The 25386-nt window shown below is 68.2% G+C and carries 21 protein-coding genes; 15 read left to right on the top strand and 6 right to left on the bottom strand.

Annotated features, from left to right (window positions below):
* Nucleotides 1-35: 35 nt before the first annotated feature.
* Nucleotides 36-1715 (top strand): long-chain-fatty-acid--CoA ligase FadD2, encoded by a 1680-nt coding sequence (fadD2, locus tag A5736_RS16845; protein ID WP_076123663.1) that lies wholly within the window; start codon nucleotides 36-38, stop codon nucleotides 1713-1715.
* Nucleotides 1716-1737: 22 nt separating this feature from the next.
* On the opposite strand, the gene A5736_RS16840 is transcribed toward fadD2, so the two are convergent.
* Complete coding sequence (locus A5736_RS16840; protein WP_233148003.1) at nucleotides 1738-2082, bottom strand: ATPase; 345 nt, start codon at nucleotides 2080-2082, stop codon at nucleotides 1738-1740.
* A gap of 443 nt (nucleotides 2083-2525) precedes the next feature.
* On the opposite strand from A5736_RS16840, the gene A5736_RS26420 reads away from it, so the two are divergent.
* The gene (locus tag A5736_RS26420; protein ID WP_217695759.1) at nucleotides 2526-2966 is read left to right on the top strand and encodes a hypothetical protein; all 441 of its coding nucleotides are present in this window, start codon (nucleotides 2526-2528) and stop codon (nucleotides 2964-2966) included.
* A gap of 178 nt (nucleotides 2967-3144) precedes the next feature.
* Here A5736_RS26420 and A5736_RS16835 read toward each other — a convergent pair whose 3' ends face one another.
* The 4 genes from A5736_RS16835 to A5736_RS16820 are packed head-to-tail and all read right to left on the bottom strand — an operon-like array spanning nucleotide 3145 to nucleotide 8124.
* The gene (locus A5736_RS16835) at nucleotides 3145-5343 is read right to left on the bottom strand and encodes an acyl-CoA dehydrogenase (protein WP_076247457.1); all 2199 of its coding nucleotides are present in this window, start codon (nucleotides 5341-5343) and stop codon (nucleotides 3145-3147) included.
* A gap of 42 nt (nucleotides 5344-5385) precedes the next feature.
* Nucleotides 5386-6336: a 2-hydroxyacid dehydrogenase gene (locus A5736_RS16830; RefSeq protein WP_076247456.1), complete on the bottom strand. Its 951-nt coding sequence runs from the start codon at nucleotides 6334-6336 to the stop codon at nucleotides 5386-5388.
* A 7-nt stretch (nucleotides 6337-6343) separates the two neighbouring features.
* Nucleotides 6344-7477: an alpha/beta hydrolase gene (locus tag A5736_RS16825; protein ID WP_076123667.1), complete on the bottom strand. Its 1134-nt coding sequence runs from the start codon at nucleotides 7475-7477 to the stop codon at nucleotides 6344-6346.
* Nucleotides 7474-8124, bottom strand: coding sequence for a TetR/AcrR family transcriptional regulator (locus tag A5736_RS16820; protein WP_076123699.1), 651 nt, complete (start codon nucleotides 8122-8124; stop codon nucleotides 7474-7476). The genes A5736_RS16825 and A5736_RS16820 overlap by 4 nt, the downstream gene beginning before the upstream one ends.
* A 90-nt stretch (nucleotides 8125-8214) precedes the next feature.
* On the opposite strand from A5736_RS16820, the gene A5736_RS16815 reads away from it, so the two are divergent.
* The gene (locus tag A5736_RS16815) at nucleotides 8215-8796 is read left to right on the top strand and encodes a VOC family protein (RefSeq protein WP_076123668.1); all 582 of its coding nucleotides are present in this window, start codon (nucleotides 8215-8217) and stop codon (nucleotides 8794-8796) included.
* Between the two features lie 36 nt (nucleotides 8797-8832).
* Nucleotides 8833-9381 (top strand): hypothetical protein, encoded by a 549-nt coding sequence (locus tag A5736_RS16810; RefSeq protein WP_076247497.1) that lies wholly within the window; start codon nucleotides 8833-8835, stop codon nucleotides 9379-9381.
* Here A5736_RS16810 and A5736_RS16805 read toward each other — a convergent pair.
* Nucleotides 9314-10003: a TetR/AcrR family transcriptional regulator gene (locus A5736_RS16805; RefSeq protein WP_139333371.1), complete on the bottom strand. Its 690-nt coding sequence runs from the start codon at nucleotides 10001-10003 to the stop codon at nucleotides 9314-9316. The two genes, A5736_RS16810 and A5736_RS16805, sit on opposite strands and share 68 nt — an antisense overlap.
* 98 nt (nucleotides 10004-10101) lie before the next feature.
* Between A5736_RS16805 and A5736_RS16800 the strand changes: the two genes are divergently transcribed.
* The 11 genes from A5736_RS16800 to A5736_RS16750 all read left to right on the top strand — a co-directional run bounded on the left by A5736_RS16800 (nucleotide 10102) and on the right by A5736_RS16750 (nucleotide 25384).
* A complete protein-coding gene (locus A5736_RS16800) occupies nucleotides 10102-10992 on the top strand; it encodes an oxygenase MpaB family protein (RefSeq protein ID WP_076247454.1) in 891 nt (296 codons plus the stop codon).
* 82 nt (nucleotides 10993-11074) lie between these two features.
* On the top strand, nucleotides 11075-12655 hold the full coding sequence (locus A5736_RS16795) for a PPE family protein (RefSeq protein ID WP_076247495.1): 1581 nt from the start codon (nucleotides 11075-11077) through the stop codon (nucleotides 12653-12655).
* A 26-nt stretch (nucleotides 12656-12681) separates the two neighbouring features.
* Nucleotides 12682-13587: a class I SAM-dependent methyltransferase gene (locus A5736_RS16790; RefSeq protein ID WP_076123671.1), complete on the top strand. Its 906-nt coding sequence runs from the start codon at nucleotides 12682-12684 to the stop codon at nucleotides 13585-13587.
* Nucleotides 13588-13730: 143 nt separating this feature from the next.
* Nucleotides 13731-15227, top strand: coding sequence for a PPE family protein (locus tag A5736_RS16785; protein ID WP_076247452.1), 1497 nt, complete (start codon nucleotides 13731-13733; stop codon nucleotides 15225-15227).
* A 219-nt stretch (nucleotides 15228-15446) separates the two neighbouring features.
* Complete coding sequence (gene eccA, locus A5736_RS16780; RefSeq protein WP_076247450.1) at nucleotides 15447-17300, top strand: type VII secretion AAA-ATPase EccA; 1854 nt, start codon at nucleotides 15447-15449, stop codon at nucleotides 17298-17300.
* On the top strand, nucleotides 17297-18934 hold the full coding sequence (gene eccB, locus A5736_RS16775; RefSeq protein ID WP_076247448.1) for a type VII secretion protein EccB: 1638 nt from the start codon (nucleotides 17297-17299) through the stop codon (nucleotides 18932-18934). The genes eccA and eccB overlap by 4 nt, the downstream gene beginning before the upstream one ends.
* Nucleotides 18931-22899 (top strand): type VII secretion protein EccCa, encoded by a 3969-nt coding sequence (gene eccCa, locus A5736_RS16770; RefSeq protein WP_076247446.1) that lies wholly within the window; start codon nucleotides 18931-18933, stop codon nucleotides 22897-22899. The genes eccB and eccCa overlap by 4 nt, the downstream gene beginning before the upstream one ends.
* Nucleotides 22900-22930: 31 nt before the next feature.
* On the top strand, nucleotides 22931-23239 hold the full coding sequence (locus A5736_RS16765) for a PE family protein (RefSeq protein WP_076123676.1): 309 nt from the start codon (nucleotides 22931-22933) through the stop codon (nucleotides 23237-23239).
* A 2-nt stretch (nucleotides 23240-23241) separates the two neighbouring features.
* Nucleotides 23242-24714 (top strand): PPE family protein, encoded by a 1473-nt coding sequence (locus A5736_RS16760; protein ID WP_076247445.1) that lies wholly within the window; start codon nucleotides 23242-23244, stop codon nucleotides 24712-24714.
* A 56-nt stretch (nucleotides 24715-24770) separates the two neighbouring features.
* A complete protein-coding gene (locus tag A5736_RS16755) occupies nucleotides 24771-25064 on the top strand; it encodes a WXG100 family type VII secretion target (RefSeq protein ID WP_076123678.1) in 294 nt (97 codons plus the stop codon).
* A 29-nt stretch (nucleotides 25065-25093) separates the two neighbouring features.
* Nucleotides 25094-25384, top strand: coding sequence for a WXG100 family type VII secretion target (locus tag A5736_RS16750; protein WP_076116046.1), 291 nt, complete (start codon nucleotides 25094-25096; stop codon nucleotides 25382-25384).
* The last annotated feature ends 2 nt before the right edge of the window (nucleotides 25385-25386 follow it).

Here is a 25386-nt window from a genome sequence, read left to right as displayed (position 1 = left end):
GGCCCATTGCGACCTGCGTCACATATGGTGAAGTCATGCCTAACCTCATCGGCCTGCCCGGGCAAACCGTGGCGAAAGTTCAGCAGTATCTCGAGCGCGGTTCGGCCGAACTGCACTACGTGCGCAAGATCTTCGAAGCGGGTGCATTCCGGATCGAGCCGCCGCAGAACGTCGCCGCGATGGCCGCCGACATCTACAAGTGGGGCGAGTTCGGCATGCTGCCGTCGCTCAATGCCCGGCGTCATCCGGACCGTGCGGCGTGCATCGACGAAGACGGCGAATTCAGTTTTCGCGAGCTCGACGAGGCCGCGCACGCGGTGGCCAATGGGCTGCTCGAGAAGGGCGTCAAGGGCGGCGACGGCGTCGCCATCCTGGCCCGCAACACCCGCTGGTTCCTGATCGCCTACTTCGGCGCCGCGCGGGTCGGCGCGCGCATCATCCTGCTCAACAGCGAGTTCTCCGGCCCGCAGATCAAGGAGGTGTCGGAGCGCGAAGGCGCCAAGCTGATCATCTACGACGACGAGTACACCAAGGCCGTCAGCAAAGCCGAACCGGAGCTTGGCAAGCTGCGCGCCCTCGGGACCAACCCCGACAGCGACGAGTCGTCCGGAAGTAAGGACGAAACGCTGGCCGACCTGATCGAGCGCAGCAGCAACAAGCCCGCCCCGAAGGCGAGCAAGCACTCGTCGATCATCATCCTGACCAGCGGCACCACCGGCACCCCCAAGGGCGCCAACCGCAGCACCCCGCCAACGCTGGCGCCAATCGGGGGCATCCTGTCGCACGTGCCGTTCAAGGCGGGCGAGGTGACCTCGCTGCCCGCCCCGATGTTCCACGCGCTGGGTTTTCTGCACGGCACCATCGCGATGTTCCTGGGGTCGACGCTGGTGCTGCGGCGCAAGTTCAAGCCACCGCTGGTGCTGGAGGACATCGAGAAGCACAAGGCGACGGCGATGGTGGTCGTGCCGGTGATGCTGTCGCGGCTGCTGGACGCGATCGAGAAGATGGACAAGAAGCCCGACCTGTCCAGCCTGAAGATCATCTTCATCTCCGGGTCGCAACTGGGCGCCGAGCTGGCGAGCCGCGCGCTCAAGGACTTCGGTCCGGTCATCTACAACATGTACGGCTCGACCGAGATCGCGTTCGCCACCATCGCCGGGCCCAAGGACCTGGAAAAGAATGCGGCGACGGTCGGACCGGTGGTCAAGGGCGTCAAGGTCAAGATCCTCGACGACAACGGCAACGAGAAGCCGCAGGGCGAGGTGGGACGGATCTTCGTCGGCAACGCGTTCCCGTTCGAGGGCTACACCGGTGGCGGCCACAAGCAGATCATCGACGGCCTGATGTCGTCCGGCGACGTCGGGTACTTCGACGAGCACGGCCTGCTGTACGTCAGCGGTCGCGACGACGAGATGATCGTCTCCGGCGGTGAGAACGTCTTCCCCGCCGAGGTGGAGGACCTGATCAGCGGGCATCCGGACGTCGTGGAGGCCACCGCCATCGGTGTCGAGGACAAGGAGTGGGGTCATCGGTTGCGCGCCTTCGTGGTCAAGAAGGAGGACGCCGACCTCGACGAGGACACCGTCAAGCACTACGTGCGCGACCACCTGGCGCGCTACAAGGTGCCGCGGGAAGTGGTCTTCCTCGATGAGCTGCCGCGCAACCCTACGGGCAAGGTGCTCAAGCGCGAGCTGCGGGAGATGGAGATCGACTAGCGGCCGGTCACGGGGCGGCTGCTCAGCGCCGTTCCTGGATGGCGCGGGTGATCTCGGCCCCGAGCTTTGGGTCGGCCAGTAGCCGGTCTATCAGCGCGGTGAGGACCTCTTGTCCGGTTACCCTCGCGACCCCGAGGCGGTCGGCCGCGTCCCGTTGCCAAATGTCGAGGGCCCGGTGTGTGGCTGCCGGGAGATCCACGGTGCGCCGGGTGCGCTGGATGCGGATCGGCCGTTCGGTTGCGTCGCGTGACCGCGGGGTTGGGCCGGTGATCCGTGGGGCGCCCGGTTGCCGGAAGCTCGTTAGGCGCTCGGTCGTCGTCGCGTCGTCCGAAGGCGTGCCGGGTGTGCGGCTGGGGTTGAAGCTCACTGCGGCGGCCGTCCCTTCGTGGAGGCAAGTCAGTAAATCAGTATGTGTCTGCTACCGATTCTGTCACTAAAGTCGCCCCGAGTCGCGCCGCGAGCCACCGACGCATCCGGCCCGCCGGCGGGGGACGGCCCCGATACCCGCAGGACGTAATTACGAAGTTCGCTGGGCGATCCGCGAAGGCGAATTTACTACCATTCCACCTCGGCATTAATTCAGGAGTTACGTAAAGCCGGAGATACGTACCTCAGTAAGTCAGTAGATGGTTGTCTTACTGGTGCGACGCTAAAGTTAACTCTACTGATCTCAGTATTTGGAAATATCATGAAATACGATGCCGAACTAATTTACTACTGTGATTTGCGTATCGGCTGTTGTTTGCCTGAGAATTTGTGGGTAACGTTTTAAGTATCAGTTTTTGACGGATCGTGGAGGGAGGTCGAGAAATGATTTCACTGCGATCCATGCGTAACGCCGCGGCAGCCGCGGTAGGTGCCGGCGCGCTGGCCGGGGCGATGCTGGTCGGCAGCGCACCCGCGGCACAAGCCGCCCCAGCGCCGACCCCAGCGACAAGCTTCGACAACGCCGGGCCGCACGGCGGCGCGCCGCTTAGCCCCGGCGTGATCCCCGACCGCCCCGGCGGGGGTGGAGGTGGCCATGGCGGCGGAGGCCATGGCCCTGGCCCCGGCCCCGGTTGGGGTCACGGACCTGGTCCCGGTTGGGGTAAAGGCCCCGGTTGGGTTCCCGGCCCGGTTTGGCACGGCCCCGATGTCGGATGGTGGGGTCATCCCGGCAACGGTTGGGGCAACATCCCGCCTGGTCGCGGCTTCTGGGCTCCCGGGCACTGGTGGGGGCCCGCGCAGCAGTGGTGGAACTGGTGGTGGTGAGCCAGCCGCTAGCACTGCGTGGCGTGGTCAGCCTTGTCCTGCCGAGCGTTTAGGTTGACCCGGCCACGCTGAGGGGGGAAGCGCCATGCCGGCCTACCACCGCGCGGCCGGCATGGCCCCCCACCCAAAGGCAATCCATGCCGACCCGAGACCGGCCTCGGGTCGGCATGGATTCTTCTTATGGGTCGCGGGGCAGGCCCAGGAGCCGCTCGGCGATGATGTTGAGCTGCACCTCCGACGTGCCCCCGTAGATGGTGGTGGCGCGGCTGGCCAGCAGGTACTCGTCCCACTTGCCCGCCAACTGTTCGGGGTCGCCGATCGCGGCGTCGGTGCCGAACGAGGACACCGCGAATTCGGCGTAACCCTGACCGGTGCGCATCGACAGCAGCTTCGAGATCGCCGCCGACGGCATGGCGTCGCCGCCGGCCAGTGTCAACAGCGTCGAGCGGAGGTTGAGCACCTTCGCGGCGTGACCTTCGGCGATCAATTGCCCGGCCCGATGTTGCGCTATCTGGTCGAACTGGCCGTCACGGACGAACTCGACGAACTCCGGCAGGGTGGCAAGGAAATTCGCGTCGCTGCTCCCGATCGAGACCCGCTCCGCCGTCAGCGTGTTGCGGCTGACCTCCCAGCCCCGGTTGACGTCACCCAGCACGCAATCGTCGGGCACGAACACGTCGTCGATGTAGACGGTGTTGAACATCGCGTTGCCGGTGAGCTCGCGCAAGGGCTTGACCGTGACGCCCTCGCTCTTCATGTCCAACAGGAAGTACGTGATGCCGTTGTGCTTCGGCGCCGACGGATCCGTCCGCGCCAGCAGCGCGCCCCAGTGCGAGTACTGCGCGTAGGTGGTCCAGATCTTCTGCCCGGTGATGCGCCACCCGCCGTCGGCTCGCGTCGCCTTGGTGGTCAGCCCCGCCAGATCCGACCCGGCACCCGGCTCGGAAAACAGTTGGCACCAGACCATTTCGGCGCGAAAGGTCGGCGGCAGGAAACGTTGTTTCTGCTCCTCGGTACCAAACGCGACGATCGACGGAATGATCCAGGCGGCGATGCCGACCTGGGGCCGCTTGACCCGTCCGGTGGTGAACTCCTGGGCGATGATGATCTGCTCGACCGGGCTCGACGCCCGGCCCCACGGCTTGGGCAGGTAGGGCAGCACCCACCCGCCCTCGGCGATCGCGACCTTGCGGGGCTCGCGGTCCATCGCCTTGAGCGCCGCCACCTCGGCCCGGATTTCGGATCGCAGCTTTTCGGTATCGGGGTCCAGGTCGATATCCACGGCGCGCATCCCCGTGGTGGTCGCGGTGTCCACCACCCTTTGCGGGTACTCCGACCGGCGGCCGAAGGACGCGGCGAGGATCACCGCCCGGCGGTAGTAGACGTTCGTGTCGTGCTCCCAGGTGAACCCGATGCCGCCGTGCACCTGGATGCAGTCCTGGGTGCAGCGCAGGGCGGCCGCCGGAGCCAGCGTCGCGGCCACGGCGGTGGCGAACTCGACCCCGGAACCGGCTGTGTCCCAATTGTTTTGGCCTGCCTCATCGATGGCGCGCGCGGCATCCCACACCGCGGCCGTCGCTCGCTCGGTGTCGGCGATCATCTCCGCGCACTTGTGCTTGATGGCCTGGAACTGGCCGATCGGCCTGCCGAACTGTTCGCGGATCTTGGCGTATTGGGACGCGGTGTCGGTGGCCCAGCGCGCCACACCGATCGCCTCCGCGGACAGCAGCGTGGTCATCAGCGCGTGCGCCGTCGCCATGGTCAGGCTGCTCAACACGGCGTCGTCGCCGACCTCGACGGCGTTGGCCCGCACATGCGCGATCGGGCGCAGCGGGTCGACGCTCTGCACCGGCTCGATCTCCAGCTGGTCGGCGCGCAGCACCACCCATTCGTCACCGCTGTCGATCGCCACCGGTAGCACCAGCACCGACGCCTGCGCCGCCGCGGGCACGGCGCGCGCTTCACCGCGGATCACCAGCGCGTCACCCTGCCTGGTGGCGGTCAGCCCGGAATCCAGCCCGTAGGCGGCGATGGCCGCGCCGGAGGCGAGGTCGGCGAGCACCTTGGCGTCCGGGTCGTGCGCGGCGATGAGTGCGCTGGCGATCGCGGACGGCGCGAATGGTCCGGGTACCGCGCCGTAGCCGAACTCGGCAAGCACGATGGCCAGCTCGAGGATGCCGAATCCCTGCCCGCCGACGGACTCCGCCAGATGAACCCCCTGCAGGCCCTGCTCGGCCGCCGCCCGCCAGTACGGTGGCGGGTTCTCGATCGGTGTTTCCATGGCCTCGTGCAGCACCTCCGACGGCGCGACGCGCGCCACCAGAGATCGCACCGAATCGGCCAGGTCTTGATGCTCAGGAGTTATCGCGATCGGCATTGGTCGCCTTCCCACGCTGTGTTTCGGCCAGCGCCTTCCAAGCTAACAACCGGTGGGTTGGTTGACCACATTGGCCAATGGAAGCCCGTCGCGCAGCCGGCGGCAGTTGGCAACGGCCTCGACCAGATACCGCCGCATGGTGTCGGCCGTGTACCAGGTGACGTGCGGCGTGAGCACCACGTTGTCTAAGCCCAGGAGGGGATTGTCGGGCCCGACCGGCTCGGCGTCGAAGACGTCCAGGCCCGCCGCGGCAAGCCGGCCGCCACGCAACGCGTCGACGAGGGCGACTTCGTCGACGACGGCTCCGCGTGACGTGTTGACCAGCACCGCATCCGGTTTCATCCGGGCCAGCGCGTCGCGGTCCAGCAGATGGACGGTGTCGGCGCGCAACGGTAGGTGCAGCGAGACGATGTCGCTGGCCGCCAGCAATTCGGGTAGCCGCCGCCAGCCGGGCCGCCCGTCGTCGCGGGTGCTGGTGTGCAGCACGGTGGCGCCCATCGCGGTGACGATGTCGCCGACACGTTTGGCGATGTTGCCGTAGCCGACCAGGCCGACGGTGCAGCCGCCGATGTCGCGTACCGTCTCGCCGAGTTCGGGATCGGCCGGCCAGCCGGCACCGCGGCGCACCGCGCGGTCCAGCGCCGGGAGCCTGCGCAAGGCGGCCAGCATCAGCAACACCGTGCCCTCGGCCACCGACGGCGCGTTGGCGCCGGGCATATTGGCCACTGCGATACCGCATTTCGTCGCGGTCTCCACGTCGATGGTGTTGACTCCGGCGCCGAGTTTGTGCACCAACCGCAGCCGTGGCGCGCGCCGCAGGTCGGCGCCCGACAGGGGCCGCAGCACATGCCAGATCACCTGCGCGTCCGGCAGCTCCCGGTAGAAGGCGGTCTCGTCATCGTCGGCGCACCAACGAATGTCCAGCCAATCCGCTTCGGGCGCAACAAAATTTAGGACCTTGTCGCCGGGGACAAAATGGGCCAGTACTCTCACGAGATTGTTAGCGCCACCGTTTGGATATCCACTTGGCGATGGTATCGGCCTGCTCGGTGCGCGCGCCCGGGGTGCTGAAGTAGTGGTCGGTGTCGATCGAGCATTGGGTCTTGTCGGTGGCGGCGAGCCCATCGTAGATGCGCTGGGCATCCGACGGAAAGACGCCGGTGTCGGCGTCGGCGTTGATCACCAGGGCCGGGCAGGAGATCCGGGCCAGATGCGGCTCGGCGCGGGTTTGCGCCGCCCGCAGACTCCACATGCCCAGCCAGTTGCGCAGCGTGCAGGCCGCGGCGATGCCGTGCGCGGAGCGGTTGGCCTTGGCCGGGATGCCCGCGTAACACAGATTCGGCTGACGCTTGGTCGGCTCGATGCTCGGATCGACCATGCGGGGATCGGCCCAGGTTCGCATGACGGTGAACGGTCGATCGGAAAACCCCGCGGCGCGAACGCGTTTGAGCTCCATCTCGGCCCAGTCGGTAATGGCATGGTTGCGTGCGGTCTGCGCCGCACGATAGCGGGCCAGGAACTCCGGCGAGTACGGGGGACCGTTCGCCTCGTTGAACAGGTCGAGCTCGGGATCGGTGGCGACGGGATCGTTCTCGTCGACGACCGCGGCATCCATCCACGCAGTCAGCACCTCGGGGCGCCCGGGGTGGGCCGCGGTGGCCACGTACCCGTCGGCGGGGATCAACTCGCCCAGCCCGGCCGCCGGACGCATGCCCTCGAGCGGGGTCACGTTCGGTTCGACGGCCTGGGACTGATACGCGGCCATCAGGGAGCCGCCTCCCGAATTGCCGAGCAGCACAACGGTATCCACGCCCTGGACTTCGCGCAGCCAGCGGACCCCGACGCCGATGTCGACCAGGGCATGGTCGAGCAGAAAGCTGCTCTCGAAACCACGGAACCGGGTGTTCCAGCCGAGGAACCCGATGCCGCGGGTCGCGATGTAGTCGGCGAGATAATGCTCGGAGAAGTCGATCTGGTAATGCGTTGCGATCATCGCCACCTTCGGCTTGCGCCCGACTGCCCGGTGGTACAGGCCCTGACACGGATGACCCCCGGCGCCGGCGCGTCCCGCGGTGGGAGACGGCAGCCCGATGAACTCTCGGATGACTCCTGCTGCAGGAGTATGACGAGTCACTTCAGCGGCTCTCCTGGGGAGTAGATGGCCCGGTAGTAGATGTTGGCAAGCGTCTGAATGCAGGCCCGATCGTCGGGCTCGGAGCGTGCCCCACTGAGCTGGATGTAGCAGAACTGGTTGAACATCGCCACGATCGCCTCGGCAATGAGCCGCGGGTCATCTTCCGGGCAGTAGCCCTCGGCCTGGGCCCGTCGCACCGTCTCGGTGATGAAAGAGATTGGTATCGCACACATTTCGGCCCAGTATTGGGCGAAGTCGTCGTTGACCATCGCCAATTGGGACACGCCGATCATCTCGGCGAGCCGGTGGCGGTAGGTGTGCCAGTGCGCGGCGGCGGCCTCGTATGCCCGCTCGCGATGCGACAGACCATGCCGGGTCACCGTCAGCGCGCGCTGGTTGGCCTCGTCGCGGAAGCGCAGGGCCCACTGCCGGACCATCGCCTCTTTGGAGTCGTAGTAGTTGTAAAACGAGGCCGCCGAGCGGCCCGCCTCCGCCGCGATATCGGCGATGGTCGTGGCCAGAATGCCCTTGCGCGCGATGACCGTTCGGGCGGCCGCGTCGATCGCGGCTTGCGTGCGGCGGCCCCGGTGCGTCGGGAAGTCGGCGGCCTGGCCGGGCCGGCGATTGGGCTCTGCCGCGGTCAACACGTGGCGCACCTCCCTGGAGCAAAACTGAACCTGATGTTAGATTCAGATCTTAATCTTGGCCAGGGCCTGCACCTCGATGGGAGCCGCAAGATGATCAAGCCGCACAACACCAACACGGAATTCGAGCTCGGCGGAATCAATCACGTCGCGCTGGTGTGCTCGGACATGGCGCGCACCGTGGACTTCTACAGCAACATCCTCGGCATGCCGCTGATCAAATCGCTCGATCTGCCCGGTGGTCAGGGGCAGCACTTCTTCTTCGACGCCGGCAACGGCGACTGCGTCGCCTTTTTCTGGTTCGCCGACGCCGCCGACCGGGTGCCCGGCATCTCGTCGCCCGGCGCCATCCCGGGCATCGGTGACATCACCAGCGCGGTGAGCACCATGAACCACCTGGCGTTTCATGTACCGGCCGAGAAGTTCGACGCCTATCGGCGGCGCCTCAAGGAAAAGGGCGTGCGCGTGGGTCCGGTGCTCAACCACGACGAGAGTGAGATGCAGGTGTCGGCGACGGTGCATCCCGGCGTGTACGTGCGCTCGTTCTACTTCCAGGATCCCGACGGCATCACGCTGGAATTCGCTTGCTGGGTCAAGGAATTCACCGACAGCGACGCGCAGGCGGTGCCGAAGACGGCGGCCGACCGGCGACCTCGGGTCCAGGCCGTACGCTGACTGGCAAGACCGTGCGCAATCCGGGGGATGGCAATGATGACCGACGGGGTTTTGACCGACGAACAGATCGCGGCGTTGACGCCCGCACAGCGGCGGGAACTGATCTCGCGGCTCGAGCAACCACTGAGCGAGCTGATTGACCCGGACCTGATCAGTCGGATTCGGCGTATCCGGTTGGGCGTCATGATCGGTGGCTCGATCGCCATGATCCCCTGGCTCGTGTACCTGTCGGTGACGTTGCCGGAGAATTACGTCGCGCACAACTGGCCGGTGACGTGGGTGGGTTTCGACATTTTGTTGGTCGTCTTCATGGCGGCCACGGCCGTGTTGGGGTACCTGCGTCGCCAGCTGCTGGTGCTGGCGGCGTTCACCGCCGGGGTGTTGCTGATCTGCGACGCATGGTTCGACCTGCTGACCGCGGGCCCCAACGACCTGCGGCTGTCGGTGATCACGGCGCTGGGGATCGAGGTGCCGGTGGCGATCCTGTTGATCACCGGTGCGCTCCGGGTCGTGCGCCTTACGATGATGCGCTTTTGGCTGCTGAAGCCCGGGATGCGGCTGTGGCAGCTCCCGTTGTTTCCGTGAGGCCGTACAGGTTTGGGTCGGCGAGCCGGTCGAGCAGCGAGGCCAGCTGATCGACCAGCCGGTCCGGTTCGAGCCGGACGTCGCCGGCCAGCCACGCGCTGATCGTCTGGCCGACGCCGCCGACCGCGAAGTGCGCCCCCGCCTTGATGCGGTCGTTTGCCGGCATCCGCAGCGCGTCGCCCGCGTGCTGGCCGGAGAGCATGGCGAACAGTGCGGTGGACTCGGCGCGCTTGCGCACGATCACGGGATCGGCGAGCTGGGTGCTGAACAGCAGGCGCCCGACGCGAGCGTCGCCGGCAATGGTCCGCACGATGTTGGCCATTCCCGCTCGCGTCTGCTCGTGCACCGGTACCGCCGCGACCGCGGCCTGCGTGGTGGCGGCCAGATCGGCGACGACCCAATCGAAGACGCGGCCGACGAATTCGTCCTTGTCCGTGAAGCTTTCGTAGAAGTACCGCGCGGCCAGGCCGGCCCGGCGGCACACGCCGCGCACGGTCAGGGCCGAGACGTCCTGCCGTTCCGCCCCCAGTAGGTCCAGGCCGGCGGCCAATAGCCGGCCGCGGCGAGCCGCGAGCCGTTCGGCGGCCTCCACCCCGCGGTAGGGCCGCGCGCTCTCGCTCATGAAGACCATCTTGACAGCGGCGCGGCGTGAGGACAATATCAGGAAACAAGCGTTCTCACATTTAGCTCGGCGGCGGCCGCGGGAGGTTCACCTTGGCAATGCATGTCCACCAGCGGCACGTCGAGCGCGCGATCGCCGATCCGCCCCGTCCGCAGCGGCGGCGGCGCGTCCGGTCGCTGGGGATCGACGAGGGATTGATGGGCGTGGCACTGCTGGCCGGCCCGGCGAACGTGATCATGCAACTGGCGCGTCCGGGCGTCGGCTACGGCGTGCTGGAGAGTCGGGTCGAGAGTGGCCGCGTCGATCTGCACCCCATCAAACGGGCGCGCACCACCTTCACCTACCTCGCGGTGGCCACGGCGGGCAGCGATGCGCAGAAGGAGGCCTTTCGCCGCGCGGTGAACCGGGCCCATGCGGAGGTGTACTCCACGCCTGAAAGCCCGGTGCAATACAACGCTTTCGACGTGGATTTGCAGTTGTGGGTGGGGGCGTGTCTGTACAAGGGCGGGGTCGATATCTACCGCATCTTCATCGGTGAGCTGGACGGCGAGGATGCCGACCGCCACTACCGCGAGGGCATGTCGCTGGCCACCACGTTGCAGGTGCCGCCCGAGATGTGGCCGCCGGATCGCGCCGCCTTCGACCGGTACTGGCAGGAGTCGCTGGCCAAGGTGCACATCGACGACGCCGTGCGCGACTACCTGTACCCGATCGCCGCGGGCCGGGTGCGCGGGGTGGCGCTGCCGGGCCCGCTGCAACGCATGTCGGACGACTTCGCGCTGCTGATCACGACGGGGTTCTTGCCGCAGCGGTTTCGCGACGAGATGCGGTTGCCGTGGGATGCCGCCAGGCAGCGGCGGTTCGATCGGCTGATGGCGGTCTTGCGCACGGCCAACCGGCTGTTGCCGCGATTCATTCGGCGGTTCCCGTTCAACGTCCTGCTGTGGGACGTCGACCGCCGGATCAGGACGGGGCGCCCCCTGGTCTAGCGCCCAGCGCGTCCGCTTGATAACGACAATCATTTTCATTAAGCTCTCGGTCTGGTAAAACTCTCCAGCCCGAGGGGTGGCCGTGACAGCTCCGATTTGGATGGCCCTACCGCCGGAAGTGCACTCCGCCCTGCTCAGCGGTGGCCCGGGGCCGGGGTCGCTGCTGGCGGCCGCGGGTGCGTGGGACTCGCTGAGCGGCGAATACGCCTCTGCGGCACAGGAACTCAGCACGCTGTTGGCCGGCGTGCAGGCGGGCGCATGGGAGGGCCCGAGCGCCGAGTCCTACGTGGCCGCCCACGCCCCCTATCTCGCATGGCTGACCCAGGCCAGCGCGAACAGCGCTGCTGCTGCCGCTCAGCATGAGACGGCGGCGACGTCCTACACCGCGGCGCTGGCTGCCATGCCGACACTGGCCGAGCTCGCCGCCAACCACGTCGTCCACGGAGTCTTGGTCGCTACCAACTTCTTTGGGATCAACACCATCCCCATCGCCGTCAACGAGGCCGACTATGCGCGGATGTGGGTCCAGGCAGCCACCACGATGGCGACCTATCAAGGAGTATCCAGCGCGGCGTTGGCCGCGACGCCGCAAACCGCGCCCGCTCCGCAGATCGTGAAAAGCGATGCCTCGACCCAGGATTCGGGGGAGAACCCCTTCCCCGACCCCACCGTCGACAACCCGATCGATGACTTCATCGCCAACATTCTGAAGAACTTCGGCATCAACTGGGACCCCGCCCACGCGATGGTGAATGGCATTCCCTACGACGAATACACGAATCCGGCAGAACCGATCTACTGGGTCGTCCGCGCCCTCGAGCTCTTTGAGGACTTTCAGCAGTTTTTCGTCTACCTGCAGACAAATCCGGCGTTGGCCTTTCAGTACCTGGTCGCCCTCGAGATGTTCGACTGGCCGACCCACATCGCGCAGATCGCCAGCTTCCTGGGCACCCAGCCGGAATTGCTGGTGGTTCCCGCCCTCATCGTGGCGGCGCCCTTCGGGGCCCTGGGCGGTTTCGCGGGGCTCGCCGGGCTCGCCGCACTACCCGCGCCCGCGGTCGTGCCGGCACCGGCACCCGTCGCGGCCCCGCCCGCCTTGGTACCGGTGCTCGGATCGACTCCCATTGCCGCGCCCGCCGCGGCGGCTGCGCCGGCCCCGGCGCCCGCGCCCGCTCCCACGGCGAGCGCGGTGGCCAGCGTCGCGCCACCGTCGGCGCCGCCGGCCGCAACTGGGACGGCGTTCGTGCCCCCGTACGTCGTGGGGCCTCCCCGCATCGGACTCGGCACGGCAATCGGCGCCAGCGCCAGCTCGGGCGCCAAGAAGAAGGCTTCGGAGCCCGATGCCGCCGCGTTGGCCGCAGCGACTGCGGCACGCGACGCGGCGCGGGCGCGGCGGCGCCAGCGGTCGCGACAACGTGGCCATAGCGACGAGTTCATGGACATGAACATCGACGTCGACCCGGACTGGGATGCGTCGCCGCCGACCGCGGCGTCGGAACGGGGGGCCGGCAATCTGGGGTTCGCCGGCACCGCGCCCGGGCGGGCGGCCGCCGAGGCGGCGGGCTTGACCACCCTGGCCGGTGACGAATTCGATGGCGGCCCAAAGATGCCGATGCTGCCCGGCAGCTGGGACCCGGACCGGAGCGATGAGAACGGGCCGTGACGGCCCGTCGGCGTAGTGTCGGTTGGGTGCGCAGCGAAGGCGATAGTTGGGATATCACAACAAGTGTCGGGTCGACGGCGTTGTTCGTGGCGACCGCGCGGGCGCTCGAGGCGCAGAAGCCCGAGCCGCTGGTGGTCGACGAATATGCCGAGTTGTTTTGCCGCGCCGTCGGCGGCCCAGCGGCCGACGTTCTCGACGGTAAGGCTCCCGATCACCCGCTGAAGACGGCGGAGTTCGGCCGGCATTTCGTCAACTTCCAGGGCGCTCGCACGAGGTACTTCGACGAATATTTCCGTCGGGCCGCCGACGCCGGCGTGCGGCAGATCGTCATCCTGGCCGCGGGACTGGACTCCCGCGCCTACCGGCTGGACTGGCCGGTCGGGACGACGATCTTCGAGTTGGACCGGCCCGAGGTCCTCGACTTCAAGCGTGAGGTGCTCACCAGCCACGGTGTGCAGCCGCGTGCCGAGCGCCGGGAGGTCGCTGTCGATCTGCGTGAGGACTGGGCACAAGCTTTGCGGGCCAGCGGCTTTGATCCGGCCAAGCCGTCGGCCTGGATTGCCGAGGGCCTGCTGATCTATCTCCCCGCCGACGCACAGGAGCAGCTGTTCGCCGGCGTCGACGGCCTGGCAGGCCACGGCAGCCACGTCGCGGTCGAGGACGGGGCGCCGCTGCCGCCCGACGAGTTCGAGGCCGCGGTCGAGGAGGAACGCGCCGCCGCCGCCGAGGGCGACCAGCGCCTGTTTTTCCGGTTGGTCTACAACGAGCGGTGCGCGCCGGCCGACGAATGGTTCGGCGGGCGGGGCTGGACCGCGGTCGGTACGCCGCTGGCCGACTATCTGCGCGAAGTGGGCAGGCCGGTGCCCGAACCGGACACCGAATCCGGCCCGATGATCGCCCGCAACACCCTGGTGAGTGCCGTCAAGGCCTGAGGCCGCGCGAAGAATCTCCGATGAATCGGCCGCGGCCGGGAACTTTCCCGGGCCGCCGGCCGACTACTAGCGGCGTGATGCTTGCGCCGCCTAACAGCCCAGGCGGCCGTTGATCTCACCCCCAGGGTCCCGGGAGGCCGCGAATGACCGCGCCGGTTTGGATGGCACTGCCACCGGAGGTCCACTCGACGCTGCTGAGCAGCGGGCCCGGGCCCGGCGCCCTGCTGGCGGCCAGCGGCGCGTGGAGTTCGTTGAGTGCCGCCTATGCCGAGACGGCAGACGAACTGACCGGAGTCTTGGCGGCGGTCCAGTCCGGCGCGTGGGAAGGCCCGAGCGCCGAGCAATATGTCAGCGCGCACGCGCCCTACCTCGCGTGGCTGACGCGGGCCAGCGCCGACAGCGCGGCGGCGGCCGCCCAGCACGACGTCGCGGCCACCGCCTACACCGCGGCGTTGGCCGCGATGCCCACGCTGCCCGAGCTCGCCACCAACCACGCCGTGCATGCGGTACTGGTCGCCACCAACTTCTTCGGGATCAACACCATTCCGATCGCCGTCAACGAGGCCGACTACGCGCGCATGTGGGTCCAGGCGGCCACCACGATGACCACCTATCAAGCGGTGTCCACCGCGGCGGTGGCATCGGCACCGCAAACCGATCCGGCACCGGTCATCATGCATGCCGACGACGGCAGCGGCGACGACAGCGACGATGACGGCGGAATCGTCGACAACGACGGCGGCGACCCGACCCAGCTGAGCTGGTGGGTCAACCGCATCCTCGAGATATTCCAAACCATCGGAAGGGATTTGGAGGAATTTCAGACGGACCCGCTCGATGCGATAGAGGATTTGTTCCGCGACATTCCGTTGCTCATCGCCGACGAATTCGAGCACCTCGGCGAGGCCCTGCAGACCTTCCCCCAGCTCGCGACGATTCCCTTCTTGGTACCGGCGGCAGTTGGGGCAGGCATCGCAAGTTTCGGCCTGCTGGCCGGGATCCAGCCCGACGTGGCCCCCGCCCCCGCCGCCGCGGTGCCCGCACCGCTGCCCCAAGCGCCCGGCGCGCCCGTGGTCACCGCCACCCCGGTCGTCAGCGCTCCCGCGGCCACGGCCCCGGCGCCGTCCTCCACCCCGACGTCGGCGCCCGCCCCCGCGACCGCCGCGACAGCTGTACCCCCACCCCCACCGCCGCCGCCGGTCACCGGTGTCGAGGCCGTCGCCTATCCCTACCTGGTCGGCGGTCCCACCATCGGGACGGACACCGGCCTGAGCACGAGTGCGCGGCGGAAGGCGTCGGAGCCCGACGCAGCCTCGGCCGCTGCGGCGGCCGCCGCGTCAGCGCGCGGGGAGCGACGGGCGCGCCGGCGGCGGCGCGCAACGATGGACGACCATTACCGCGGCTACGAATTCATGGATCTGGACTCCGAACGGGGTGCGGGTCCCGACGCGAGCCGGGAGAGCTCGACGGTGGCGTCCGAGCGTGGCGCGGGGCCACGGGGTTTCGCCGGAACGGCGCACAGGCAGACGGGCGCGGCCACGGGGTTGGCCACGCTCGCGGGTGACGAATTCGGCGATGGGCCGGCGCTGCCGATGGTGCCCAGTACCTGGCAACCGGACGGACCGGAAGACACAACCTAAATATTTTGCTAATGAAAACCATTTTCAGTAAGCTTGCCCTGCTTAGTCGGGCGCAACCGGAAGGGGGTCGATGATGGTGCCGAATGCCCTGATCAATGGCCCCCGGACAGCGAGCTGTGCGGCGAATCAAGGGAGCGCAGAAGCCTCGACAGTTAGCTTATGCAATGCTAACTTCAGGCGGTCAGGTTAGGGGAGGCTCACAAATGCGAGGAAGCTGCCGTGGAACGCGGTGACACGGGGATGCTGACGGCTCGGCCCGCCAATTCCCGGCCCGACGGCAGGGTAGACGCCGACATCGTCAGCCGGTTTGCCACGTGCTGCCGGGCGCTTGGCATCTCTATCTATGAACGGCAGCGTCCCGCCGACCTGGTGGCCGCGCGTTCGGGTTTCACGGCGCTGACCCGGATCGCTCACGAGCAGTGCGACGCGTGGACGGGGCTGGCCGCCGCCGGCGACCTGTCCCTCCGGGTGCTGGACGCGGTGTGGCGCACGGCGCGCACCGCAGGGGTGTTGCAGCGTGAGGTGGAGTTGGCGCCCGGGGCGTTGGGCTTCCGCTACGACACCGGCCTGTATTTGCAGTTCCGCGCGACGGACCCGGACGATTTCGCCCTCGCCTACGCGGCGGCCCTGGCGGAGGCCGGGAAATTCGCCGATGCCGACAAGTTGGTTTCGGCCGTCATCGAGCGCCGCCCGAGTTGGCGTGAGGCCCGCTGGGTCTCGGTGGTGGTCAACTACCGCGCCGCGCGTTGGTCGGACGTCGTCAAGCTCTTGACGCCGATCGTCAACGACGCCGACCTCGACGAGGCCTTCTCCCACGCGGCGAAGATCACCCTGGGCACCGCGCTGGCCCGGCTGGGCATGTTCGCGCCGGCCCTGTCGTATCTCGAGGAACCCGAGGGCCCCGTCGCGGTGGCGGCGCTCGACGGCGCACTGGCCAAAGCGCTGGTGCTCCGGGCCCACGTCGACGAGGAGTCGGCGGCCGAAGTGCTGCAGGATCTGTACGCGGCGCACCCGGAGAACGAGCAAGTCGAACAAGCCTTGTCCGACACCAGTTTTGGAATCGTCACCACCACCGCGGCCCGGATCGAAGCCCGCACCGACCCATGGGATCCGGACACCGAGCCCAGCCCCGGCGATTTCGTCGACCCCGGGGCGCAGGAGCGCAAGCGCGTGCTGCTCCACGAGGCCGAACGCGAACTCGATGAATTCATCGGCCTGGACAAGGTCAAGGACCAGGTGGCCCGGTTGAAGAGCGCGGTGGCCATGGAGCTGGTGCGCAAGCAGCGCGGGCTCGAGGTCGCGCAGCGCACCCACCACCTGGTCTTCACCGGGCCGCCGGGAACCGGCAAGACCACCATCGCCCGGGTGGTCGCCAAAATCTATTGCGGCCTAGGCCTTTTGAAGCGGGAAAACATCAAGGAAGTGCACCGTGCCGACCTCATCGGCCAGCACATCGGAGAGACCGAGGCCAAGACCAACGCGATCATCGACAGCGCACTGGACGGGGTGCTGTTCCTCGACGAGGCTTACGCGTTGGTTGCCACCGGTGCCAAGAACGACTTCGGCCTGGTGGCCATCGATACCCTGCTGGCGCGGATGGAGAACGACCGAGACCGTTTGGTGGTCATCGTCGCCGGCTACCGCGCCGACCTGGATCGGTTCCTTGACACCAACCAGGGTCTGCGGTCGCGCTTCACCCGCAGCATCGACTTCCCGTCATACAAACCGGCTGAGTTGATCGAGATCGCCAACTTCATGGCCGCCAAGCGCGACAGCGCGTTCGACCAGGCCGCGCTGCAGGATCTCGAGGCATTGTTCGCGCATCTGGCCGACTCCTCGAAACCGGACGCCGCCGGCGTCGAACGGCGCGGCCTGGATATCGCAGGCAACGGCCGCTTCGTGCGCAACGTGGTCGAGAAGTCCGAAGAGGAACGCGAATTCCGGCTAGACCACTCCGAGCACGCCGAGACCGGCGAGTTCACCGATGAGGAGCTGATGACGATCACCGCCGAGGACGTGCGCAATTCGGTTGAGCCGCTGCTGCAAGGGCTCGGTCTGCAGGAGCCGGCATGACCAACCCGGAGCCACCGGACGAGCGGCGTTCGTTCTCCTCGCGAACCCCCGTCAACGAGAACCCCGACCAGGTGGTCTACCGCCGCGGCTTCGTCACCCGTCATCAGGTGACCGGCTGGCGTTTCGTGATGCGCCGCATCGCCTCCGGAATTGCCTTGCACGACACCAGAATGCTCGTCGACCCGCTGCGCACCCAGTCGCGCGCGGTGCTGATGGGCGTCCTGATTCTGGCCACCGGACTGGTGGGCTGTTTCGTGTTCTCGTTGATCCGGCCCAACGGTCAGGTGGGCAACAACGCGGTCCTCGCCGACCGCTCCACCGCCGCGCTGTACGTGCGGGTCGGTGACGACCTGCACCCGGTGCTCAACCTGACGTCGGCCCGGCTGATCGTCGGCCATCCGGTGAACCCCACCACAGTGAAAAGCAGTGAGCTGGACCGGTTTCCGCGGGGCAACCTGATCGGCATTCCGGGCGCCCCGGAACGCATGGTGCAGAACGCCTCGCACGACGCGAACTGGACGGTGTGCGACGCGGTCAGCGAGCCCGCCCAAGGCGGACACGCCGCCCACAGCACCGGTGTCACCGTAATGGCCGGCCCCCCCGACGGTCGGGGCGCTCGGGCGGCGACGCTCGGATCCGGTCAGGCGGTCCTGGTCGACTTCGCCAACGACAAGGGCAGCAGCACCTGGCTGCTGTGGGACGGCCGGCGCAGCCAGCTCGACCTGACCAACCACGCGGTCACCAACGCCCTGGGCCTGGGTGCCTCCGACCTGCCCGCGCCGCGGCCCATCGCCGCCGGGTTGTTCAATGCGATCCCCGAAGCTCCGTCCCTGACGGCGCCGGGCATCCCGAATGCCGGTGCGCCCGCGAACTTCGGCGTCCCCGCCCCGATCGGCGCCGTGGTGGTGTCGTACGCCCTGGAGCAGAGCCCGTCGGGCGCGGCGCGCTACTACGCGGTATTGCCCGACGGCCTGCAGCCGATCTCGCCGGTGCTCGCCGCGATCCTGCGCAACACCAATTCCTATGGCCTGGACCAACCTCCGCGGATCGGCGCAGACCAAGTGGCGAAGCTCCCGGTCTCGCGGATGCTGGACACCACGCGCTATCCCGACCGCCAGATCGCCCTCGTCGACGCGTCCAAGAACCCCGTCACGTGTGCGTACTGGAGCAAACCGGCCGGCGCCGCCACCAGCTCGTTGAGCCTGCTCTCCGGCTCGGCGCTGCCGGTGCCCGACGCGGTGCGCACCCTCGACCTGATCGGCGGCGGTTCCCCAGCGACAGCCACCCGGGTCGCGCTGGCGCCCGGCACCGGCTACTTCACGCAGACCGTGGGCGGCGGCCCGACGTCGCCGGGCACCGGGGCATTGTTCTGGGTCTCCGACACCGGGGTGCGCTACGGAATCGACAACGAGGCCGACAGCGCGACCGGAGCCGCCGGACACGGCAAAACCGTTGAAGCCCTTGGCCTCAACGCGCCCGCAATCCCCATCCCCTGGTCGATGCTGTCGCTGTTCGCGAACGGCCCGACGCTATCGCGCGCCGACGCGCTGCTCGCCCACGACGGCTTGCCACCCGACAGCAGGCCCGGCCGGCCGGCTTCTGCTGAACGGGGAGCCGAAGGAGAACCCCGATGAGCCGACTGATCTTCGAAGCCCGGCGCAGGCTGGCACCGCCAAGCACCCGCAAGGGCAGCATCAGCATCGAGCCGCCGCCCGAGCTGCCCCGGGTGATTCCGCCCTCGATGCTGCGGCGGGCGATGCCTGTCGTGATCGTGATGCTGATCGTCGGCATGGTCGTCGCGTTGTTCGCCACCGGGATGCGGGTGATCTCGCCGCAGACCCTGTTCTTCCCGTTCGTGTTGCTGCTGGCGGCCACCGCGATGTACCGCGGCACCGGCAACAAGACCCGCACCGAAGAGGTCGACGCCGAACGAGCCGACTACCTGCGCTACCTGTCGGTGGTGCGGGACAACATCCGCACCCAGGCCGCCGAGCAACGCGCGGCCGCCCTGTGGTCCCACCCGGACCCCACCACCCTCTCAACGGTGCCCGGATCGCGCCGTCAGTGGGAGCGTGACCCGCACGACGCCGACTTCCTGGTGGTGCGGGCCGGCCGGCACGAGGCGCCGCTGGCCACCGCGCTGCGGGTCAAGGACACCGCCGACGAGATCGATCTGGAACCGGTGTCGCACAGCGCTCTACGCAGCCTGCTCGACACCCAGCGCACCGTTCGCGACGTGCCGACCGGAATCGACCTGACGAAGGTCTCGCGGATCACCGTGCTGGGAGAGGCCGACGAGGTCCGGGCGGCGTTGCGCGCCTGGATCGCTCAGGCCGTGACGTGGCACGACCCGACCGTGCTCGGGGTGGCACTGGCGAGCCGCGACCCGGAGGGCCGCGACTGGTCCTGGCTGAAGTGGTTGCCGCACGTCGACATTCCCGGCGAGCTCGACGGCGTCGGGCCGGCGCGTTACCTGTCGAGCAAACCCGACGAGCTGATCGCGCTGCTGGGACCGGCCCTTGTCGATCGCCCGGCCTTCACCGGCGGGCCCGCAGATGCCTCGCGCCATCTGCTGATCGTCGTCGACGATCCCGACTTCGACGTGAACGCCTCGACGCTGGCCCTGGGCCGGGCGGGGGTCACGGTCGTGCACTGCTCCGACACGCCGCCGCATCGCGAACAGTATTCGGACCCCGAAAAGCCGATCCTGCGCGTGGCGGGCGGCGCCATCGACCGCTGGCAGACCGGCGGCTGGCAGCGCTATATCGACGCCGCCGATCAACTCAGCGCGGACGAGGCCGCCCACCTGGCCCGTCAGTTGTCGCGGTGGGATTCCAACCCCACCCACACTGGGCTGCGCTCGGCGGCGACCCGCGGCGCGACCTTCAGCACGCTGCTGGGCATCCCGGATGCGTCGCAGCTGGACGTGCCGACGCTGTGGGCGCCGCGCCGACGCGACGACGAGTTGCGCGTGCCGATCGGTGTCACCGCGACTGGTGAGCCGCTGTTCTTCGACCTCAAGGACGAGGCCGAGGGCGGCATGGGCCCGCACGGCCTGATGATCGGTATGACCGGCTCCGGGAAGTCGCAGACCCTGATGTCGATTCTGTTGTCGCTGTTGACGACTCACTCGGCGGACCGGTTGATCGTCATCTACGCCGACTTCAAGGGCGAGGCCGGCGCGGACAGTTTCCGCAACTTCCCGCAGGTCGTCGCGGTGATCTCGAACATGGCCGAGAAGAAGTCGCTCGCCGACCGGTTCGCCGACACGCTGCGGGGCGAGGTGGCGCGCCGCGAGTCACTGCTGCGCGAGGCCGGCCGTCAGGTTCAGGGCAGCGCGTTCAACTCGGTCGTCGAGTACGAGAACGCGATCGCCGCCGGGCATGACTTGCCGCCGATCCCAACGCTGTTCGTGGTCGCCGACGAGTTCACCCTCATGCTGGCCGATCATCCGGAATACGCGGAGCTGTTCGACTACGTGGCACGCAAGGGCCGCTCGTTCCGCATCCACATACTGTTCGCGTCCCAGACGCTGGACGTGGGCAAGATCAAAGACATCGACAAGAACACCTCGTACCGAATCGGGTTGAAGGTGGCCAGTCCCAGCGTTTCTCGCCAGATCATCGGCGTGGAGGACGCTTACCACATCGAGTCGGGCAAGGAGCACAAGGGCGTGGGCTTCCTGGTGCCCGCCCCCGGCGCGGCCCCGATCAAATTCCGCAGCACCTATGTCGACGGAATTTACGATCCGCCACAAACGGCCAAAGCGCTTGTGGTGCAGTCAGTTCCCGAGCCGAAGCTGTTCACCGCGGCGCGGGTGGAGCCGGATCAGACAACAGTGATCTCCGACGCCGCGGACGAGGAGACGACCGGGCCGCCACGCAAGCTGATCGCGACGATCGGCGAACAGCTGGCACGCTATGGGCCGCGGGCGCCGCAGCTTTGGCTGCCGCCGCTCGACGAACCCATCCCGCTCACCGCGGCGCTGGCCCGGGCCGGGATACCGCAACGGGAGTGGCGTTGGCCGCTGGGCGAGATCGACAAACCGTTCGAGATGCGCCGCGACCCATTGGTGTTCGACGCGACCTCGTCGGCCGGGAACATGGTCATCCACGGCGGTGCCAAGTCCGGCAAATCGACCGCGCTGCAGACGTTCATCATGTCGGCTGCGAGCCTGCACTCGCCGCGCGAGGTCACGTTCTATTGCCTGGACTACGGCGGCGGGCAGCTGCGGGCGCTGGAGGACCTGGCGCATGTCGGCAGCGTCGCGTCGGCGCTGGAGCCCGAACGCATCCGCCGCACCTTCGGCGAACTCGAGCAGCTGCTGCTGTCTCGTCAGCGGAGAGAGGTGTTCCGGGACAGGTACGGCTCGGCGCCTGACGACGGCTTCGGCGAGGTGTTCCTGATCATCGACAACCTCTACGCTTTCGGCCGCGACAACACCGACCAGTTCAACACCCGGAATCCGTTGCTGGCCAAGGTAACCGAACTGGTCAACGTCGGGCTGGCGTACGGCATCCACGTGATCATCACCACGCCGAGCTGGCTGGAGGTGCCGCTGGCCATGCGGGACGGCCTGGGTCTGCGCCTCGAGCTCAGGCTGCACGACGCGCGGGACAGCAACGTACGGATGGTCGGCGCGCTGCGCCGCCCGGCCGACGCGGTGCCGCACGACCAGCCTGGCCGTGGGCTGACGATGGCCGCGGAGCATTTCCTGTTCGCGGCTCCCGAGCTGGACCAGGTGGCCGCGATCAACGCCCGCTACCCCGACATGGCCGCGCCGCCGGTGCGGTTGCTGCCCACCAACCTGACGCCCGATGCGGTCGGGGCGCTCTACCGAGGCCCGGAGCGGGTGGTTATCGGCCAGCGCGAGGAGGACCTGGCGCCCGTCGTCCTCGACTTCACCGACAACCCATTGCTAATGGTGTTCGGCGACAGCAAGTCTGGGAAGACGACCCTGCTGCGGCACATCATCCGCACCATCCGCGAGAACTCCACGCCCGACCAGGTTGCCTTCACCGTGCTGGACCGGCGGCTGCACCTGGTCGACGAACCGCTGTTCCCGGACAACGAATACACCGCCAACATCGACCGGATCATCCCCGCGATGCTTGGCCTGTCCCAGCTCATCGATTCGCGCCGCCCGCCCGCGGGACTGTCGCCGGCCGAGCTGGCGCGCTGGAGCTTCGACGGCCACACCCACTACCTGATCATCGACGACGTCGACCAGGTGCCGGATGCCCCGGCGATGAGCGGTCCCTACCTCGGACAGCGGCCGTGGACCCCGCTGCTCGGGCAGCTTGCGCAGGCCGCGGATCTGGGGCTGCGAGTGATCGTCACGGCACGCGCAACCGGGTCGGGGCACGGACTGATGACCAACCCGCTGCTGCGCCGCTTCAACGACTTGCAGGCGACCACGCTGATGCTCGCCGGTAACCCACAGGACAGCGGCAAGATCCGGGGCCAGCGGTTTGCCCGGTTGCCCGCCGGACGGGCAATCCTATTGGGCGACAGCGACACTCCGGCCTACGTGCAGCTGGTCAACCCGCTGGTCGCCGAGTCCGTGATCGAGGGCGGCAGCGACGGCTTCGCCCACTGATGGTTAGTGAAACGAGAGGACAGGAGTAGCCATGACGTTGCAAGTGGTTCCTGAGGGGCTGGCCGCGGCGAGCGCGGCGGTGGAGGCGCTGACCGCGCGGCTGGCGGCCGCCCATGCCGCCGCCGCGCCGGCGATCACCGCGGTGGTACCGCCGGCCGCGGATCCGGTGTCCCTGCAGACGGCCGCCGGGTTCAGCGCCCAGGGCCAGGAGCACGAGGCCGTCGCCGCCCAGGGTGTCGAGGAGCTGGGCCGCGCCGGTGTCGGCGTCGGCCAAGCCGGGGCGAGCTATCTCGCGGGCGACGCCGCGGCTGCCGCTACGTACGGGGTTGCGGGCGGCTGACAATGACCTCGCCCATCTGGATGGCTTCGCCGCCGGAAGTACATTCGGCGTTGCTGAGCGCCGGTCCTGGACCGGGGCCGCTGCTGGCGGCCGCCAGCGCGTGGACCGCGCTCAGCGCCGAATACTCTTCGGCGGCAGCCGAACTCGGTGGGCTGGTGGGAGCGGTGCAGGCCGCCGCATGGCAGGGCCCGAGTGCGGAGCGGTATGTGTCCGCACACGTGCCGTATCTGGCGTGGCTCGAGCAGGCCAGTGTCGACAGCGCGGGTGTGGCCGCGCAGCACGAGGTCGCGGCGGCCTCTTACGTCGCCGCTCTGGCGGCCATGCCCACGCTGGCGGAGCTGGCAGCCAACCACATCATTCACGGTGTTTTGGTGGCGACGAATTTCTTTGGGATCAACACGATTCCGATCGCCCTCAACGAGGCGGACTATGTGCGGATGTGGGGCCAGGCCGCGACCGTGATGAGCACCTATCAGGCCGCCTCGGGACTGGCGATGGCGTCGGCGCCGAGAACCACGCCGGCGCCCAACGTGGTGAATCCCGGTGCCGGTGAAGTCAACAACGCCGCGGTCACCGCCACGCAAGACGGTCCCTTTTCCTGGCTGTCGAACCTGCTGCGGCAGCTGTTCAAATTCCTCCAAGATGTCGTTCAAGATTTCATCAACCTCCTGCAGAATTTCCTGACCAATCCGGCGGGGGCCCTGGGCGGCTTCCCTTTCCTCTTCTTCGTCGCCTACGAGGTGATCACCAACCTGCTTGGTTGGCCGACGTGGGCGATGATCTTGAGCGCCCCGTTCGTGCTGCCGCTGGCGATCGGCATCGGCTACTTCCTGTTGATGGGTCCCGAGCTCGCGCCGGTCGCGCCGGGCGTCAATGGTGCGCCGGCAGTTGTGGCCCCCAAGGGGTCCTCGGTGTTGCCGGCGGCGGGTATGGCGGCGCCGATCGCGAGTCCCGCTGGGGCACCGGCATCCACGGCCGCCGCGAGTTCCGCCGCGGCTACTGCGCCGGCCCCGGTCGCGGCTACCGGGAGCTTCGCCTACATCGTGGGCGGCGGCGGTGATCCCGAAACCGGGCTCGGCCCAACGGTGGGTGGCCGCGGTGGCATCAAGGCGCCGGCCGCGACCGTTCCGGCGGCGGCCGCGGCGGCGCCCAGTCGCGCCGAAGCGCGGGCGCGACGGCGCCGGCGGGCCGCAATGCGCGAGTACGGCGACGAATATGCGGACATGGACTCAGACGTCGGCGTCCCTCCCGATTACGGAGACGACGAGCGGCTCGCCGCCGCAATCGCCTCCGGGAATGGCGCCGGACGGTTGGGGTTCGCCGGGACTGCACACAAGGACGAGGGGCTGCAGGCGGCGGGGCTGGCCAAGCTGGCCGGCGACGAGTTCGGCGGCGGCCCGCGGATGCCGATGGTGCCGGGAACCTGGGAACACGACGGCCCGAGCGAACCCGACGGGGAAGGGGGCCGGACATAGTTCACGAGACGGCTAGCAGGAGTCAGTAACCGAAATCCGAAGGGAGAGAAATCACTATGAGTCTTCTGGATGCTCATATTCCGCAGCTGGTGGCCGCGCAATCGGCGTTCGGCGCCAAGACGGCGTTGATGCGCAGCACGATCAGCCAGGCCGAGCAGGAGGCACTGTCGGCGCAGGCGTTCCACCAGGGTGAGGCCTCGGCCGCGTTCCAGGCCGCCCACGCCCGCTTCGTGGAGGTCGCGGCGCGCGTCAACACCTTGCTGGACATCGCCCAGGCCAACCTCGGCGACGCCGCGGGCACCTATGTGGCCACCGACGCCGCGGCGGCCTCGAGCTACACCGGGTTCTGATCCCACCGACCTACGCGAAAGGACTTGTGATGTCGCAGATTATGTACAACTACCCGGCGATGCTGGCCCACGCCGGGGACATGTCGGGCTACGCCGGCACGTTGCAGGGGCTGGGCGCCGATATCGCCACCGAACAGGCCGCGCTGCAGAATGCGTGGCAGGGCGACACCGGGCTGACCTACCAGGCTTGGCAAGCGCAGTGGAACCAGGCCATGGAAGACCTCGTGCGCGCCTACCAGGCGATGTCCACCACGCACGAATCCAACACCATGGCCATGCTGGCTCGCGACACCGCCGAGGCCGCCAAATGGGGCGGTTAGTT

This window comes from Mycobacterium sp. SP-6446, from assembly GCF_001954045.1.
Lineage (GTDB): Bacteria > Actinomycetota > Actinomycetes > Mycobacteriales > Mycobacteriaceae > Mycobacterium.
This window is presented reverse-complemented; position numbering and strand designations above follow the sequence as displayed.

Bases quoted from the DNA above. Each gene is read 5' to 3' on its own strand.
- A5736_RS16785 (WP_076247452.1), top strand. From the start codon at position 13,731: ATGACCGCGCCGGTTTGGATGGCACTGCCACCGGAGGTCCACTCGACG.
- A5736_RS16810 (WP_076247497.1), top strand. From the start codon at position 8,833: ATGACCGACGGGGTTTTGACCGACGAACAGATCGCGGCGTTGACGCCC.
- A5736_RS16750 (WP_076116046.1), top strand. From the start codon at position 25,094: ATGTCGCAGATTATGTACAACTACCCGGCGATGCTGGCCCACGCCGGG.
- A5736_RS16755 (WP_076123678.1), top strand. From the start codon at position 24,771: ATGAGTCTTCTGGATGCTCATATTCCGCAGCTGGTGGCCGCGCAATCG.
- A5736_RS16800 (WP_076247454.1), top strand. From the start codon at position 10,102: ATGCATGTCCACCAGCGGCACGTCGAGCGCGCGATCGCCGATCCGCCC.
- A5736_RS26420 (WP_217695759.1), top strand. From the start codon at position 2,526: ATGATTTCACTGCGATCCATGCGTAACGCCGCGGCAGCCGCGGTAGGT.
- A5736_RS16815 (WP_076123668.1), top strand. From the start codon at position 8,215: ATGATCAAGCCGCACAACACCAACACGGAATTCGAGCTCGGCGGAATC.
- A5736_RS16760 (WP_076247445.1), top strand. From the start codon at position 23,242: ATGACCTCGCCCATCTGGATGGCTTCGCCGCCGGAAGTACATTCGGCG.
- A5736_RS16805 (WP_139333371.1), bottom strand. From the start codon at position 10,003: ATGAGCGAGAGCGCGCGGCCCTACCGCGGGGTGGAGGCCGCCGAACGG.
- eccCa (WP_076247446.1), top strand. From the start codon at position 18,931: ATGAGCCGACTGATCTTCGAAGCCCGGCGCAGGCTGGCACCGCCAAGC.
- fadD2 (WP_076123663.1), top strand. From the start codon at position 36: ATGCCTAACCTCATCGGCCTGCCCGGGCAAACCGTGGCGAAAGTTCAG.
- eccB (WP_076247448.1), top strand. From the start codon at position 17,297: ATGACCAACCCGGAGCCACCGGACGAGCGGCGTTCGTTCTCCTCGCGA.
- A5736_RS16765 (WP_076123676.1), top strand. From the start codon at position 22,931: ATGACGTTGCAAGTGGTTCCTGAGGGGCTGGCCGCGGCGAGCGCGGCG.
- A5736_RS16835 (WP_076247457.1), bottom strand. From the start codon at position 5,343: ATGCCGATCGCGATAACTCCTGAGCATCAAGACCTGGCCGATTCGGTG.